The following is a 16171-nucleotide window of genomic DNA, read 5'->3' on the forward strand; positions in this document are numbered from 1 at the left end:
GATGCTGATAGGAAAATGGCGGTTTTTTGCTGTTTTTTTAATCATATTCAGCACTCCGCCATAAAATCTGTGGTTATTGTACCTCAGATATCGTCGAATTTAGATATTGAATAATAATCCTCAATCCGTGGAATTACTGCTTGCAAAGCAACCCGGCTATTTTACCATTGGGGTATCGGTTCACTGTATTTTGCGGGCAGAGGTTATTTATCCGCAGGTACTCTTTCTTTTCAGGTAAACCATGGCTTATAACACTCCATTTACTGCACGACCACCGGTCGCCTCTTCCGAACTGCCACTAACATTGATTTCACTTGATGACTGGGCGCTGGTGACATTAACTGGTGCGGACCGCGTAAAGTATCTGCAAGGGCAAGTCACGGCGGATATTGATGCTTTGCCCACTGACCAACATGTTCTGTGCGCCCATTGTGATGCTAAAGGGAAAATGTGGAGCAACCTGCGGTTATTTTATCGTGGTGAAGGGCTGGCCTTTATCGAACGTCGCAGTGTGCTTGATAACCAGTTAAGAGAATTGAAGAAATATGCGGTGTTCTCCAAAGTGGTGATTGCCGCGCAACCTGATGCCGCTTTATTAGGAGTGGCGGGCGCACAGGCAAAAACCGCGCTGGCGAGTATTTTCGCCGAATTGCCTGATGCTGAACACCCAGTGGTACAGCAAGGTAATAGCACGCTGTTGCATTTTTCACTGCCCGCCGAGCGTTTCTTGCTGGTGACGGATGCCGAGCAAGCGCAGCAGTTAGTCGAAAAGCTGTCTGACCAAGCACAGCTTAATGACAGTAAACAATGGCTGGCATTGGATATAGAAGCGGGCTTTCCTATCATTGATACCGATAACAGTGCGCAATTTATTCCGCAAGCAACAAACATTCAGGCGTTGAATGGCATTAGCTTCAGTAAAGGCTGTTATACCGGGCAGGAAATGGTCGCCAGAGCAAAATACCGGGGTGCCAACAAACGCGCACTTTACTGGTTAGCGGGCAGCGCCAGTCGCGTGCCAACAGCCGGTGAAGATTTAGAATGGCAATTAGGTGATAACTGGCGGCGTACCGGTAGCGTATTGGCCGCCATAGCGCTCAATGATGGCACGGTGTGGGTTCAAGCGGTGCTGAATAATGATTTGGCCGCCGACAGTGTGCTGCGTGTACGTGATGATGTAGAAAGCGTGCTTAGTATTCAGCAGTTACCCTATTCATTGGCTGAAGATAAATAATATTTAATACTGGGAGGCTGGCTTCTCCAGCCTCCTAAAAATCAACGATTAAACGTACAAATAAATCGCCATAAAGTGGCAAACACTGCCGCCCAGCACAAAACCGTGCCAAATAGCATGGCCGAAGCGAATGCGCTTAGAGGCGTAGAAAATCACCCCCAATGTGTATAACAAGCCGCCAATCGCCAATAATGCTAACCCGCCAATCTCAAGCTTTACCGCCAGTTGATAAATCACAATCAATGACAGCCAACCCATCGTCAGGTAAGTCACTAATGACAACACTTCAAACCGATGCGCAAAGGCCAATTTGAAAATGACGCCCACCAGTGCCAGCCCCCATATCACGGCCATCAAACCGCGAGCCAGGGGAGAATCCAGCCCCACCAATAGAAACGGTGTATATGTCCCGGCGATTAATATGTAAATGGCGCAATGGTCAAATTTTTGTAGCCAGAGCTTTGCCCTGCGATGTGGGATGGCGTGATACAAAGTTGAGGCCAAAAACAGCAAAATAATACTGCCGCCATACAGGCTATAGCTGGTCAGCGCCTTGGTATCGGCCCCATTATCTAGCGCCTGCACTAACAGCAAAACCAAACCGATAATCCCGAACACCACGCCAATACCATGGCTGATGCTATTGGCTATTTCTTCCGCCCATGGGTAAGACGGTGTTGTTGCTACCCCTGGAGCGGCTGGGGCCGTGGGTATAACTGATTTATTCTTCAATACTGATTATCCTGAAAATGAATCGTTATCTCATCTGCTGATCACAATGACTGTATGAAATCCGTACGAAATCGGTACAGAAAAACTGCCAACAGATTAACTGAGAATAATTCCAGTGTACACGTGTACGCTTAAATATTCTGTCAATACATGTAACCCGTCATGTCTGTGGTTCAAAGTATTCAGGTGACAAATCTATTGGGAACAGCAATTATTACTCAGCGCCAAAAACAGCCAAAAACGAAGGGTAATTTATGTCATTAGCAACACTAGATTTCGGCCCACTAACCGAAACCATTCAGTTTCTGATGGAAATCGATAAGCTGAAAGATATCCAGCGCCGAACCAAAGTGATTGCCAGTTTGCGTCAGGAAAACTCAGCCGAGCACAGTTGGCATTTCGCGGTGGCGGCTATGAGTTTGGCTCCTTACGCTGGCTCAGATATTGATATTAATCGCGTGATTAAAATGGCGCTGCTGCACGATATTGTCGAAATAGATGCCGGTGATGTCATCGTTTATGATCTGGCGGCCAGAGCGGCTATTCATGAGCAAGAAGTGGCTGCCGCCAAGCGCTTATTTGGCATGCTGCCCCCCGCATTAGGGGCACAATTTATGGCGCTGTGGGATGAGTATGAAGCGGAAGAAACTGCCGAGGCGCGCTTTGCGACGGTGCTGGATCGCATTTTACCCATGCTGATTAATCTGCATACTGAGGGTCAAAGTTGGATAGAAAATGGCATTCGGTTGCAGCAAGTGCTGGATCGCAACCAATTAGTTGCCGAATACTATCCTGAAATTTGGCAGTATTTGCTGCCACAGTTGCAGGTAGCACAGCAAAAAGGCTGGTTGAAGTAACCAAATACCCGCTTATTTCCCACCAGCTAAATCCAGCACACTGCCAGTGACATAAGAGGCATTTTCTGAGAGCAGCCAGACGATGGCTTCTGCCACTTCTTGTGGATGTCCGCCGCGTTTCATTGGCAGTGAATTTTTCACCCGGTCAACTCGGCCCGGCTCACCGCCGCTAGCATGTATATCGGTATAGATTAAACCCGGCCGAACCCCATTAACTCGGATGCCCTCTGCGGCCACTTCCAATGATAAACCGGTCGTCAGCGTATCAATAGCCCCTTTGGAGGCGGCATAATCCAAATACTCCCCCGGTGCGCCCAAGCGGGCTGCGGCAGAAGAGACATTAACAATCGCGCCGCCATTGCCACCATGGCGCAATGCCATGCGCTTGACGGCTTCGCGGCTACATAAAAAATAGCCCGTCACATTGGTGCTCAACACTCGATTAATGCGCTCGGCAGTTAACCCCTCGATGGTGGTTTGCGGGAATAAAATACCGGCATTATTGACCAGCGCGGTGATCGGCCCTAGCTGGGCTTCAAGCTTTTCAAATAGCGCAACCACTTGATATTCATCGGCAATATCTGCCTGTATTGCCACCGCCAGCCCACCCGAGGCGGCAATTTCGGCAACCACTTGCCGAGCGGCTTGTTCATCATTGATATAATTTACTGCGACCCGATAACCATGCTTTGCCAGCAACAATGCCGTAGCACGGCCAATCCCCCGGCTGCCCCCTGTCACTAACACGACTTTTTTATGCATCTCCCTGCCCCTTATTCAGCCGTATGTATTTCTCTTAATTTGAAGAGTAAGCGTAGCCATTAGCCAGGTAAATACCAATAAAACAAAAGGGCCGCTTGCGCGACCCTTTTTCATTTACAACACGTATTATTCATAGTCGGAAATCGGCACACACGAGCAGAACAAATTACGGTCGCCGTACACATCATCCAGACGTTTTACGGTCGGCCAGTATTTATTCTCCATCACACCCGCGACCGGGAACACCGCCAGCTCTCGGCTGTAAGGATGCTGCCAGTCACCTACCAGCTCGCCCTGAGTATGCGGCGCATTCACTAACGGGTTGTCTTCCAGTGGCCATTCACCGCGGGCAACTTTCTCGATTTCCGCGCGGATAGCCAGCATGGCATCAATAAAGCGGTCTAACTCGACTTTACTTTCAGATTCTGTCGGCTCCACCATCAGTGTGCCCGCCACCGGGAAGGACATGGTGGGCGCATGGAAACCGAAGTCAATCAAGCGCTTGGCGATATCCATCTCGCTGATTCCCGTCGCTTCTTTCAGCGGGCGAATATCCAGAATACATTCATGCGCCACCCGGCCATCGTGACCGGTATACAGCACCGGATAAGCTTCTTTCAGACGAGTTGCAATGTAGTTGGCATTCAGAATCGCCACCTGACTGGCTTGCTTCAGCCCATCGGCCCCCATCATGCGGATGTACATCCAACTGATAGGTAAAATTGATGCACTGCCAAAGGGTGCCGCCGAAACCGCACCTTGTTGGGTGGTCATGCCGTCAATTTGCACCACACTATGGCCGGGAACAAACGGCGCTAAGTGTGCTTTAACACCAATTGGCCCCATACCTGGGCCGCCACCGCCGTGTGGAATACAGAAAGTTTTATGCAAGTTTAAGTGGGAAACATCCGCGCCAATATAGCCCGGTGTAGTAATCCCAACCTGCGCATTCATGTTCGCGCCATCAAGATAAACCTGGCCACCAAATTGATGAACAATCTGACAAACTTCGCGGATGGTTTCTTCATATACACCGTGAGTCGACGGGTAAGTCACCATAATACAAGAGAGTTCATCGCCCGCTTCGCCCGCTTTTTGGCGCAAATCGTGCAAATCAATATTGCCTTGCTTATCACAGGCCACCACCACTACGGACATCCCGGCCATTTGTGCCGATGCCGGGTTCGTGCCGTGAGCAGAGCTTGGGATTAAACAGATATGGCGGCTCGCCTGATTGCGGCTTTCGTGATAGCGGCGGATAGCCAACAGACCCGCATATTCGCCCTGCGCACCCGAGTTTGGCTGCATGCAAACTGCATCATAGCCGGTCAATTGCACCAGCCATTGTGACAATTGGCCAATCATTTGCTGATAACCGGCAGCTTGCTCAGGCGGGCAGAATGGGTGCAATTCAGCGAATTCCGGCCAGGTGATCGGGATCATCTCGGCTGCGGCATTCAACTTCATGGTGCAAGATCCCAGCGGGATCATCGCCTGATTCAGTGCCAAATCTTTGCGCTCTAAACGATGCATATAGCGCATCATTTCAGTTTCGCTGTGATAACGGTTAAATACCGGATGAGTCAAAATAGGATCTTGGCGCAACATAGTCGATTGAATTGACTGGCTATTATGACTGATTTGGGCATCAAGTTGATCAATATCCAAACCATGATTATCACCGACTAACAAGGTGAACAAGGTTTGAAGATCTTCGCGAGAAGTGGTTTCATCCAGCGTGATGCCCACAGCGCCGTGAATATCAGTGCGCAGATTGATACCGAAGCTCAATGCACGGGCCAGTACAGTGGCTTTATCTTTGACTTCAATCGTTAATGTGTCGAACCAATGTTGGAAACGCAGAGTCAGACCGGCTTGTTGCAAGCCCGCAGCCAGAATATCGGTCATGCGGTGAATGCGGCCAGCAATACGCTGCAAGCCTTGTGGGCCATGATAAACCGCGTACAAACTGGCGATATTGGCCAGTAACACCTGAGAAGTACAGATATTGGAGTTAGCTTTTTCGCGGCGGATATGTTGCTCACGGGTTTGCATCGCCATACGCAGCGCGGTATTACCGGCAGCATCGCGCGATACGCCAATAATCCGGCCCGGCATTGAGCGTTTAAACTCATCGCGACAAGCAAAGAAAGCAGCATGCGGGCCACCATAACCCATCGGCACACCAAAGCGCTGAGCCGAGCCAAATACCACGTCAGCGCCTTGTTTACCCGGTGCGGTCAACAGAACCAACGCCATAATATCAGCGGCAACACTGGTAATGATTTTGCGTTTTTTCAGCTCAGACAGCAGCGCTGAGTAGTCATGCAGCTCGCCAGTGGTACCGACTTGTTGCAGCAGCACCCCGAATACGCCCTCTAGCTCCAGCACTTTTTCTGCGCGGTCAACAATCACTTCAAACCCAAAGGTTTCAGCACGAGTTCGCACCACATCAAGGGTCTGCGGGTGGACATCATCAGCAACAAAGAAACGATTTGCGTCTTTGAGCTTACTGGCACGTTTTGCCAACGCCATAGATTCTGCGGCTGCGGTGGCTTCATCCAGCAAAGAAGCAGAAGCCAGATCCAGACCGGTCAAGTCCTGAGTCAATTGCTGGAAATTCAGCAATGCTTCAAGACGGCCCTGTGAAACCTCTGGCTGATAAGGAGTATAGGCGGTGTACCAGCCGGGGTTTTCCAGCATATTACGCAAGATAACTGGCGGGGTCAGAACCGGGCTGTAGCCCATGCCAATATAGGATTTATAACGCTGATTCTGGCTGGCAATCCCTTTAAGTTCCGCCAGCGCCTGATGTTCGGTCGCGGCATCGCCCACTGGTGGTGGGCTTGGCAATTGGATATCTGCCGGAACAATCTGCTGGATCAAACTGCTTAACGAGCTGGCACCAACAGCGGCCAACATTTGCTGTTGTTGTTCAGCTGAGGAGCCGATATGGCGCTGAATAAAAGCATCGTTATGTTCAAGCTGGCTGAGATTCTGAGTCATTTGCTACACATTCCTGAATAGGGCATGGGACGGGAGATATTTGAAATTAACCGCGCCTTGGAGAGGTTTTAGAAATACTCACAAAGCCGAACTAAGGGGAAGCACGTCGTTCGGGTCGTAGTGGCGTAAGCCACCGGAGCACCCGTAGACGTGGTCAACCCTTAGCTCATTGCACTTCACTCACCTCAGGCTTTTTTCATTTATTCTTCAATGGTCGCCAGATAAGCCTCGGCATCTAACAAATTCGCCAACTCACCCTCATCAGAAGCTTTGATGCTGAACAGCCAGCCATCAGTATAAGGCGCGCTATTCACCAATTCTGGGGAGCTTTCCAGCTCAGTATTCACGGCGATAATTTCACCACTGATTGGGGCATAAATGTCAGAAGCGGCTTTAACTGACTCGGCAACAGCGCAGTCGCTGCCCGCAGAAACTTCACTGCCCACTTCCGGCAAATCAACAAACACCATGTCGCCCAGTAACTCTTGCGCATGCTCAGTGATCCCGACGCTATACACACCATCGCCATCGGCACGAACCCACTCATGGGATGACGCATATTTTAAATCTGCTGGTACATTGCTCATTGCTGCTCCTTAAAAAGGTAGAGCCAAAAAGTGTGGCTCGTAGAATGCGGAATACTCTAAATAATTACAGCACGACCGGCTTACCCGCCCGCACAAAACCCGGTTTTGTGACGCGCACCGGCATTTCACGGTTACGAATTTGCACCACCGCACTTTCACCTATCCCCGCAGGGACACGAGCCAGAGCAATACTGAAGCCCAGTGTCGGCGAGAATGATCCGCTGGTTATCACACCAACATGCTGGTTACCTAAAGCATCAGAAAAATGCACCGGTAACTCATTACGCAATACGCCTTTTTCAGTCATGATCAAGCCGACCAGTTGCTCAGTGCCGTTCGCACGCTGCTTTTCCAGGGCTTCGCGACCAATAAACTGGCGGTCTTCTGGCAACCAGGCCACTGTCCACCCCATATTGGCGGCGAGTGGCGAAATGCTTTCGTCCATTTCCTGGCCATAGAGATTCATCCCCGCTTCCAGGCGCAAAGTATCACGCGCACCAAGGCCGGCGGGCTTCACGCCAGCGGCTAGCAATTGTTGCCAAAATTCAACCACCTGTTCTTTCGGTAGCGCGATTTCATAGCCTGCTTCGCCGGTATAACCGGTGGTGGCGATAAACAAATCACCAGCTTGAATACCAAAGAATGGTTTCATTCCTGTAATCGCTTGTTGCTGCTCAGGAGTCAGTAAGGTCGCCACTTTCTGTTGCGCTGTCGGGCCTTGCACCGCCACCAGCGCTAAATCGTCACGCACCGTCACGCCCACCTGATAAGGCTCAGCGTGCTGAATGATCCATTCCAGATCTTTCTCTCGGGTGGAGGAGTTCACCACTAAACGGAAATAGTCTTCGCGCAGGAAGTAGACAATTAAATCATCGATAACACCGCCGGAAGCATTCAGCATCGCGGTGTACAGGGCTTTGCCCGGTTGGGTCAGTTTGGCAACATCATTGGCTAACAGATAACGCAAGAATTCACGGGTTTGGGCACCGTGCAGATCGACAATTGTCATGTGCGAGACATCAAACATACCGGCATCTTGGCGCACGATATGATGCTCATCAATTTGAGAGCCATAATGCAATGGCATCATCCAACCATGAAAATCTACCATGCGCGCACCGCACGCCACGTGTTGGTCATACAGCGGGGTCTGCTTAGACATCTACTCTCCCTCAAACAGTTTCATGCAATGAGTGTTAGAGACTCTAACTCACCATAAACAGGCCTATACCCTAGATAGTTCGGGTTGCAGGAAGGCGGCAATTAAGCGAATCCCCAGGAGCTTACTCAAGTAAGTGACTGGGGTGAACGAAAGCAGCCAACACACCTGCAACGTGAAGTATGACGGGTCTACGCAAACGATACCTTTTGCCCAACGTTATCACCGAATTCATCAGGTAACCATAAGGTAAAATAGGCAATAGCACAGATTAAAACGATAAAAGGCAGGGGTATTGTGCAGAATTTTCCACTGCAAAACTGCGCACGAAGGCACATAATTAACAATTAAAGCGTAAAAATTGCGATGTTATATAACGAAAAAACCAAAACCCTGTCAGAATCAACTTATCAGGTTTTGGTTATGTGTGAGAAAAACTAATGTGAAAAACAGATTGAAATTAGATTATTTCAACTGAGAGGAATAACTTGGCTATTCAGCCAACCAATCGGGCAAATCATTTAACCCCATCGCCTGGCGCACTAGCTGCGGTTTTACACCCGGCAAATTATCCGCCAATGTCAAACCAATATCGCGTAACAGTTTTTTAGCCGGATTATCACCCGCAAACAGTGAGCGGAAACCCTGCATGCTGGCAAGCATCATTGCGGCGCTGTGCTTACGGCGGCGTTCATAGCGGCGCAGATAAAGGTGCTGGCCGATATCTTTACCCTGACGCTGCAAGCGCCGGAGTTCAGACACCAGTTCGGCGGCATCCATAAAGCCCAGATTCACGCCCTGCCCGGCCAACGGATGCACGGTATGAGCGGCGTCGCCCACCAGAGCCAGCCGGTGTGCCGCGAAACTACGCGCATAACGCCCCATTAGCGGGAAGGTTTGGCGCTCACTTTCAAGCTGGCACGGCCCCAACCGCATATCAAATGCCATTCCCAGCTCGCGATTAAACTGCTCTGCGGGCAGTGTGGCTAACTCGGCAGCGCGTTCAGGGGGTAATGACCAAACAATCGAGCTAAGGTGCGGGTCACTAAATGGCAGGAATGCCAGAATGCCGTCGCCGTGAAATACCTGCCGTGCCGTGGCCAGATGCGCTTCTTCAGTGCGGATAGTGGCCACCAGCGCGTGATGGGCATAATCCCAAAATGTCAGTGGGATATCAGCATGTTGGCGTAACCAAGAGTTCGCACCATCAGCCCCAATCACCAACCGGGCGCTGAGCATCCGGTCATCCGTCAGAGTGATAAATGCTTCACTTTCGCCCCAAGCCACCTGTTTGATACTGGCGGGCGCCAGCAAAGTCACATCAACCAATTGGCTGGCTCGCTGCCATAGCGCCTGCTGAATCACTTGGTTTTCAATGATATGCCCGAGATGGCTAAAACCATATTCATCGGCGTGGAAAGCAATTTTCCCAAAACTGTCCTGGTCCCACACTTCCATGCCGCTATAAGGGCTGGCGCGCAGCGCTAAGATGTCTTCCCACACACCAATTTTTTGCAGTAATCGCTCACTGGCCGCATTGATCGCCGAAACCCGAAGCGCCAACTCACCGGTCACCGGCGCAGGTAGCGGCTCAGGCGCGGGTTGGTGTTCCAGAACGGCAATGCGCAGGCCACTGCCTTGTAAACCACAGGCCAGTGCCAAGCCGACCATTCCACCACCGGCGATTACTACGTCATATGATTGCATACCGAGATATATCCTATGAAAATATGAACTTTATTTACCCTATGGATTTTTAGCGCTCAACCCATCCCAATGTCCGCCGGGCGAAAGTATCACGGATTGCAGGTATCTGTTCCATCGACATCAAAGCCAGATTACGCCCCACCACCAACGGCCCATAGCGGTTGGCAAACAGGCGGATTAATCCATCGGTGACGCCGATGGTTGCCTGTTGATCATGTTGCCGCCGCTGTTGGTATTGACTGAGTACCGCATAATCGCCGGGATCTCTTCCTGCAAGGGCGGCTTGTGCAACAGTTTCCGCCAGTGACATCACATCGCGCAGCCCTAAATTAAAGCCCTGACCGGCAATCGGATGCAAGGTTTGAGCTGCATTGCCGACTAATGCCAGCCGATGACTGACATGGCGCGAGGCGGTGAGCAATTGCAGGGGGTAACTGTGGCGCTTGCCGGCATGCAGCATTTTCCCTAGCCGCCAGCCGAAAGCCTGCTGTAGCTCGGCCAGAAAACGGATGTCATCCCAGCTATCCACCTGCTGTCTATCTTGTTTGGCATGGCACCAAACTAATGAACTGCGCCCTTGAGACATTGGCAGTAGCGCCAATGGCCCATTGCGGGTAAAGCGCTCAAAAGCACGCCCATTGGGCAGTTCGGAGGTCGTGACATTGGCGATCACCGCGATTTGTTGGTAATCCTGCTGCTGCCACTGAATGTTACAAGCTTGAGCCAGTGCGGAATGGGAGCCATCCGCCGCCACCAATAATTTAGCGCTAAGTTGTTGGCCATTATCCAATGTCACCGTGGCAGATTCTGTCGTGCGCACCACATCAACCACTTTTGCCGGGCAATGTAAGGTCACACCCGGCGCTTTCTGTAACAAGGCGAATAGCCGATTACCGGCATCAAACAGCTCAATGACCTGACCCAGAGCCGGAACACGATAATCTTGCGCCCGAAGATTCACAAAGCCGGAATGTCCACTATCACTGACGTGAACATGTTCAATGGCGGTGGCACAGTCTGCCAATGCTGACCAGAGGCCAATGCTATCCAATTGCTGACAGGTTCCCTGCGCCAATGCAATGGCTCTGGCATCAAAACCTGGATGTTGGCGGCTGTCAGGAAGATGCGCTTCAATCAGCGCCACCGGTGCCGCCCCTTTAGTGAGGGATGAAATAGCCAGCGCCAGTGTCGCGCCAGCCATACCGCCACCAACAATTATCACACTCATCAGTTATCTCGCTGCCGCCATCAGGGCTTCAATGTCATCGGGATCTTTTACCACACTGGCGGTCAGATTTTCATTACCATCCGCAGTAATCACAATGTCATCTTCAATCCGAATACCAATACCGCGATATTGTGGCGGAACATCGGCATCTGGCGCGATATACAAGCCCGGCTCGATGGTCAGCACCATACCCGGCTCAAGAGGGCGCTCGCGGTCACTGTTGCTGTAATCGCCGACATCATGCACATCCAACCCCAGCCAGTGGCTCAAGCCGTGCATAAAGAAGGGACGGTGCGCTTGTTCAATAATCAGTTGCTCGACATCCCCTTTGAGGATGCCCAAACTCACCAAACCGGTAATCATAATCCGCACCACCTTCCCCGTGACCTCACGGATACTGGTTCCTGGCCGGTACAATTCCAAAGATTTGTTGATGGAGGCCAGCACGATGTCATAAATCTCCCGCTGGGCTGGGGTAAATTTACCGTTTACCGGGAAAGTTCGGGTGATATCACCGGCATAGCCCTGATATTCACAACCGGCGTCAATCAGCACTAAATCGCCATCTCGCAGTTCGCACTCATTTTCGGTGTAATGCAAAATGCAGCCATTTTCACCGCCACCAACAATTGTGTTATACGCCGGATAACGCGCACCATGGCGAGTAAATTCATGCAGAATCTCCCCTTCCAATTGGTACTCAAACATCCCTGCACGGCATCTTTCCATCGCGCGGGTATGGGCCAATGCGCTAATTTCACCGGCGCGGCGCATCACAGCAAGTTCTTCTTCTGACTTAAACAGGCGCATTTCATGCAACCATGGCCGCCAGTCAGTTAAGGTCGCGGGTGCACGCAAATTTTTACGAAAACCGTTACGCAATTTTTCCAGCGCGGCAAACACAATCTTATCCGCATAATCATATTGCCCCTGCGCGTGATAAATCACATCAAGGCGATTAAGCAGCAAATAGAGCTGCTCGTCGATTTCATCAAAAGGTAATGCGCGATCGATACCCAACTTCTCAGGCGCGGCCTCTTGCCCTAAACGGCGGCCAAACCAGATTTCAGCGGTTAAATCGCGCACTCGGTTAAACAGCACGCTGTGGTTGTGAGTCTCATCGCTTTTCACCAGAATCAGCACCGCTTCCGGCTCATTAAAGCCGGTCAGATAACTAAAATCGCTATTCTGCCGATAAGGATATTCAGAATCTGCACTGCGCGTAGCCTCTGGTGCGGCAAAAATAATGGCAGCACTGCCCGGGGCCATCTTCGCCAACAGTGCCTGACGGCGATTCTGGTATTCTTGCTGAGTCATTACACCCTCCTGAAATATCCGATTTCCATCATTCAACACACGACACAGGCCAGCTTAGTGTAATGTCGGTTTGCGTACTTCCGGGGCCGTCGGTTTTTCTTGAGTAAATTCAATATGACACAAGATAGCCGCGACACGGACATACTCGATGACTTCTTCCAATGATTGGGCCAGTTCTTCCTGATCTTCATCGTCGTCATATCCTAACTGAGCAATATTACGCAAATCATCAATGGCTTCACCCACTTCATCTTTCACTTGCGCCAACTTTGGTTGCAGCATCCCAAGACCTAGCAGAAAATGATTTACCCAGCCGGATAATGCATCAGCACGATCAAAAACAGTGATCTCTTCCCCTTCAGGAATCAACAACTGGAACATAAAACCTTCGTTTTCCAGCGCTTCTTGTGTTGCTTGATGTAACTGTTGTAACGGCAAACCAAGGGCTTGCGAAAAGGCGACGCCCTCGTTGGTCAAGTCATGCACCAGTGCACGCCAACCATCGTCTTTACTGCCTCCGCACAGCATGCCACTGATCAGACCATGCATTTCAGCAGGGGTTAATGCCACTGCTTGCTGGTTCAATGCCAGGGCAAGTGATTGGTAAGTCGGTAATGTATTCTCTATAGACATGCGTATTGGTCATCGTTGGCAGGATAAGTTCGTGTTATGCTACCACCAAGAAAGGTCGCTATACCAGAAAACGCAACACCCAAAAGGGGTTGAATCTTGGTATCGAGGTATATATAGTGACGCCCGCTTTGCCGCTACGAGCATTTTGCCTCTGGTTTTCAGGGCTGGCGCGAAATTAGTCAGGAAGGTCGCATGTCTGCACAACCGGTAGATATTCAAATTTTTGGTCGATCGTTAAGAGTGAACTGCCCGCCAGAACAACAAGATGCGTTGAACATGGCAGCAGAAGATCTTAACCAACGGTTGCAAGATCTGAAAGTTCGCACTAGAGTCACCAATACTGAGCAGTTAGTTTTCATCGCGGCGTTGAACGTATGTCACGAATTAGCTCAGGAAAGGTTGAAAACCCGTGACTATGCATCCAATATGGAGCAACGTATTCGGATGTTACAACAGACCATTGAACAAGCATTGCTTGAACAGGGTCGCATCTCTGAACGTCAGGATGCACAGTTTGAATAAATCTCTGTTGAATGATAGATTCAGCAGTGAGTAAAGAATTTCTCTGAGATGTTTGCCAGCGGGCCCGTCCCCTGAGCCGATAATTAATACCAACAGAATGTAGCGACTCCGTAACTGGTGCGCATGCTCGGTTCGCCGAGAAGCCTTAAGGTTGCGACGCTGCGTTCACCTTGAACCATGGGTTCAAGGGTTACAGCCTGCGGCGGCATCTCGGAGATCCCTTTCTTATCGTGTAACACGCATTTCGGTTATCACGCTCGTTTTGATACAGACAACTTTCTATTCATTTACCTCAATCGTATGTTTTTTAAGTCAATAATATGCTTTCAAATCAACTGCATGCCATTGAGCGAAAAAAAATCCGCAGTGAAATTCGTGAACGTCGGCGTCTTTTGACTCCCGAACAACAGCAGCAATCCGCCAATCTCGCAGCTCAACAAATCGCTTCCCACGACAAAATCCAACAAGCCCATACTATTGCCCTATTTCTGTCTTTTGATGGCGAGTTAGATACCGCCCCAGTTATCGAACTATTGTGGCAGCAGAAAAAACAAGTTTATCTCCCAGTTCTTCATCCTTTCAGCCCCGGTCATTTACTGTTTCTCCACTATCACCCTGATAGCCAGCTCATTCGTAATCGTTTGAAAATCTTGGAACCCCAATTAGATGTACGCGATGTGCTGCCCTTAAACCAATTAGACGTGGTGATAACCCCGCTGGTGGCATTTGATAGCCACGGGCAGCGTTTAGGTATGGGTGGTGGCTTCTATGACCGAACACTGCAAAACTGGCAGCAGGGTGGCCCCTATCCTATTGGTCTGGCTCATGATTGCCAGCGAGTCGAGCATTTGCCGAATGAACATTGGGATGTGCCGTTGCCAGAGATTGTGACACCGACAAAAATATGGCGCTGGTGAGCCAGGGCGTTCAACATAAAAAAACACCCGATATTATACATAGCGGGTGTTTAGTCATATCAGTACCACATTGACTAGTAAAGCAAACGCGAACGGATAGTCCCTGGAATCGCCTTCATAGCCTGCAATGCATTCTCTGCATTCTCTGCATCATCAGTTTCAACATCAATAACGACATAACCGATATCAGCGCTGGTTTGCAAATACTGCGCCGCAATGTTGACATTCTGCTCAGCAAAAATTTTGTTAATGCTGGTCAGAATACCAGGGCGGTTCTCATGAATATGCAGCAGACGGCGAGTGTTATCACCATGGGCTGGCAGAGAAACCTCTGGGAAGTTAACCGCAGACAGCGTTGAGCCGTTATCGGAATACTTCGCCAGTTTACCGGCCACTTCATCACCAATATTTTCCTGTGCTTCCTGAGTGGAACCACCAATATGCGGAGTCAATAACACATTATCAAACTCGCACAATGGTGAATTGAACGGGTCTTTATTGGTTGCTGGCTCTTCAGGGAAAACGTCGATTGCCGCCCCTGCCAGATGATTGCTCGCCAGCGCATCACAGAGTGCCGGGATATCAACTACCGTCCCACGAGAAGCATTAATCAGCATCGCGCCCGGTTTCATCAGAGCCAACTGCTCAGGGCCAATCATATTTTTGGTGGAGTGATTTTCTGGCACATGCAAACTAATCACATCACTCATATTCAGCAAATCAGACAGATGGCGAACCTGCTGCGCATTTCCCAACGACAGTTTATTTTCAATATCGTAGAAGAACACTTTCATCCCGACACTTTCAGCCAGAATACCGAGCTGAGTCCCGATATGACCATAGCCGATAATCCCCAGTTTTTTGCCACGGGCTTCATAGGAACCGACAGCCAGCTTATTCCACTCGCCACGGTGTGCTTTAGCGTTAGCAGATGGAATACCGCGGAACATTAGCAGTAACTCGCCCAGTACCATTTCAGCGACCGAACGGGTATTGGAGAAAGGCGCATTGAATACCGGCACACCACGTTTAGTCGCCGCTTTTAAATCAACCTGATTAGTACCGATACAGAAACAACCTACTGCAACCAACTTTTCTGCTGCAGCAAAGACTTCTTCGGACAGATGTGTACGCGATCGAATCCCAACGAAGTGAGCATCACGAATAGATTCTTTCAGTGATTCGGTGTCTAAGGCACCTTTATGATATTCAATATTGCTATAACCGGCTGCACGCAGATTATCAACCGTGCTCTGGTGCACCCCTTCCACTAACAGAAACTTAATTCTGTCTTTCTCCAGTGATACTTTTGCCATGTCCCCGACCCTATTTTCAGACTTCAGATGTGGCTGACGATATCGAATGAATCCGGTCAGCACCCCGTCAACATAACAAATATTTCGCGGGCGGCAATACAAACGATTGCCCACCCGTCAGCATAACAAGCAGTGCAAATGTTAATTTATGGAATAAAAAACTGGCAGAGAGTGAGTTAATGGCAGGTTAAGAA

Annotated in this window: 14 protein-coding genes and 1 other RNA gene; 5 read left to right on the top strand and 10 right to left on the bottom strand. The window is 50.0% G+C overall.

Annotated features, from left to right (window positions below; translation table 11 throughout):
- Positions 1-241 precede the first annotated feature (241 nt).
- Positions 242-1234, top strand: a complete 993-nt coding sequence (ygfZ, locus tag DXZ79_RS16135; protein ID WP_038631070.1) for a tRNA-modifying protein YgfZ — start codon at positions 242-244, stop codon at positions 1232-1234.
- 48 nt (positions 1235-1282) lie between these two features.
- On the opposite strand, the gene trhA is transcribed toward ygfZ, so the two are convergent.
- Positions 1283-1966: a PAQR family membrane homeostasis protein TrhA gene (trhA, locus tag DXZ79_RS16140; protein ID WP_038631068.1), complete on the bottom strand. Its 684-nt coding sequence runs from the start codon at positions 1964-1966 to the stop codon at positions 1283-1285.
- 254 nt (positions 1967-2220) lie between these two features.
- Between trhA and DXZ79_RS16145 the strand changes: the two genes are divergently transcribed.
- Entirely contained in the window at positions 2221-2823 is a 603-nt protein-coding gene (locus tag DXZ79_RS16145; protein WP_038631066.1) for an HD domain-containing protein, read from the top strand.
- A 12-nt stretch (positions 2824-2835) separates the two neighbouring features.
- Here DXZ79_RS16145 and DXZ79_RS16150 read toward each other — a convergent pair whose 3' ends face one another.
- The 8 genes from DXZ79_RS16150 to DXZ79_RS16190 form a co-directional block, all read right to left on the bottom strand.
- Positions 2836-3585, bottom strand: coding sequence for an SDR family oxidoreductase (locus DXZ79_RS16150; protein WP_038631064.1), 750 nt, complete (start codon positions 3583-3585; stop codon positions 2836-2838).
- A 126-nt stretch (positions 3586-3711) separates the two neighbouring features.
- Positions 3712-6591, bottom strand: coding sequence for an aminomethyl-transferring glycine dehydrogenase (gcvP, locus tag DXZ79_RS16155; protein WP_038631062.1), 2880 nt, complete (start codon positions 6589-6591; stop codon positions 3712-3714).
- A 200-nt stretch (positions 6592-6791) separates the two neighbouring features.
- Positions 6792-7178: a glycine cleavage system protein GcvH gene (gcvH, locus tag DXZ79_RS16160; protein WP_038631060.1), complete on the bottom strand. Its 387-nt coding sequence runs from the start codon at positions 7176-7178 to the stop codon at positions 6792-6794.
- Positions 7179-7242: 64 nt separating this feature from the next.
- Positions 7243-8340, bottom strand: coding sequence for a glycine cleavage system aminomethyltransferase GcvT (gene gcvT / locus DXZ79_RS16165; protein WP_038631058.1), 1098 nt, complete (start codon positions 8338-8340; stop codon positions 7243-7245).
- 489 nt (positions 8341-8829) lie between these two features.
- A complete protein-coding gene (gene ubiI / locus DXZ79_RS16175; RefSeq protein WP_120011454.1) occupies positions 8830-10044 on the bottom strand; it encodes an FAD-dependent 2-octaprenylphenol hydroxylase in 1215 nt (404 codons plus the stop codon).
- Between the two features lie 49 nt (positions 10045-10093).
- Positions 10094-11272 carry a 2-octaprenyl-6-methoxyphenyl hydroxylase gene (gene ubiH, locus DXZ79_RS16180; RefSeq protein ID WP_038631054.1) on the bottom strand — a complete coding sequence of 393 codons (1179 nt, stop codon included), beginning with the start codon at positions 11270-11272 and terminating at the stop codon, positions 10094-10096.
- 3 nt (positions 11273-11275) lie between these two features.
- Positions 11276-12589, bottom strand: coding sequence for a Xaa-Pro aminopeptidase (gene pepP / locus DXZ79_RS16185; RefSeq protein WP_038631052.1), 1314 nt, complete (start codon positions 12587-12589; stop codon positions 11276-11278).
- Positions 12590-12643: 54 nt separating this feature from the next.
- Positions 12644-13222, bottom strand: a complete 579-nt coding sequence (locus DXZ79_RS16190; RefSeq protein ID WP_038631050.1) for a YecA/YgfB family protein — start codon at positions 13220-13222, stop codon at positions 12644-12646.
- Positions 13223-13414: 192 nt separating this feature from the next.
- On the opposite strand from DXZ79_RS16190, the gene zapA reads away from it, so the two are divergent.
- From zapA to DXZ79_RS16205, 3 genes are all read left to right on the top strand, one after another.
- The gene (gene zapA, locus DXZ79_RS16195) at positions 13415-13744 is read left to right on the top strand and encodes a cell division protein ZapA (protein WP_004706812.1); all 330 of its coding nucleotides are present in this window, start codon (positions 13415-13417) and stop codon (positions 13742-13744) included.
- A 37-nt stretch (positions 13745-13781) separates the two neighbouring features.
- A non-coding RNA gene (ssrS, locus tag DXZ79_RS16200) (6S RNA) lies at positions 13782-13965 on the top strand.
- A gap of 99 nt (positions 13966-14064) precedes the next feature.
- Positions 14065-14661: a 5-formyltetrahydrofolate cyclo-ligase gene (locus tag DXZ79_RS16205; RefSeq protein ID WP_120011455.1), complete on the top strand. Its 597-nt coding sequence runs from the start codon at positions 14065-14067 to the stop codon at positions 14659-14661.
- 74 nt (positions 14662-14735) lie between these two features.
- On the opposite strand, the gene serA is transcribed toward DXZ79_RS16205, so the two are convergent.
- Positions 14736-15977 carry a phosphoglycerate dehydrogenase gene (gene serA / locus DXZ79_RS16210; RefSeq protein WP_038631045.1) on the bottom strand — a complete coding sequence of 414 codons (1242 nt, stop codon included), beginning with the start codon at positions 15975-15977 and terminating at the stop codon, positions 14736-14738.
- Positions 15978-16171: the final 194 nt, after the last annotated feature.

This window comes from Yersinia rochesterensis (assembly GCF_003600645.1).
GTDB classification, from domain to species: domain Bacteria; phylum Pseudomonadota; class Gammaproteobacteria; order Enterobacterales; family Enterobacteriaceae; genus Yersinia; species Yersinia rochesterensis.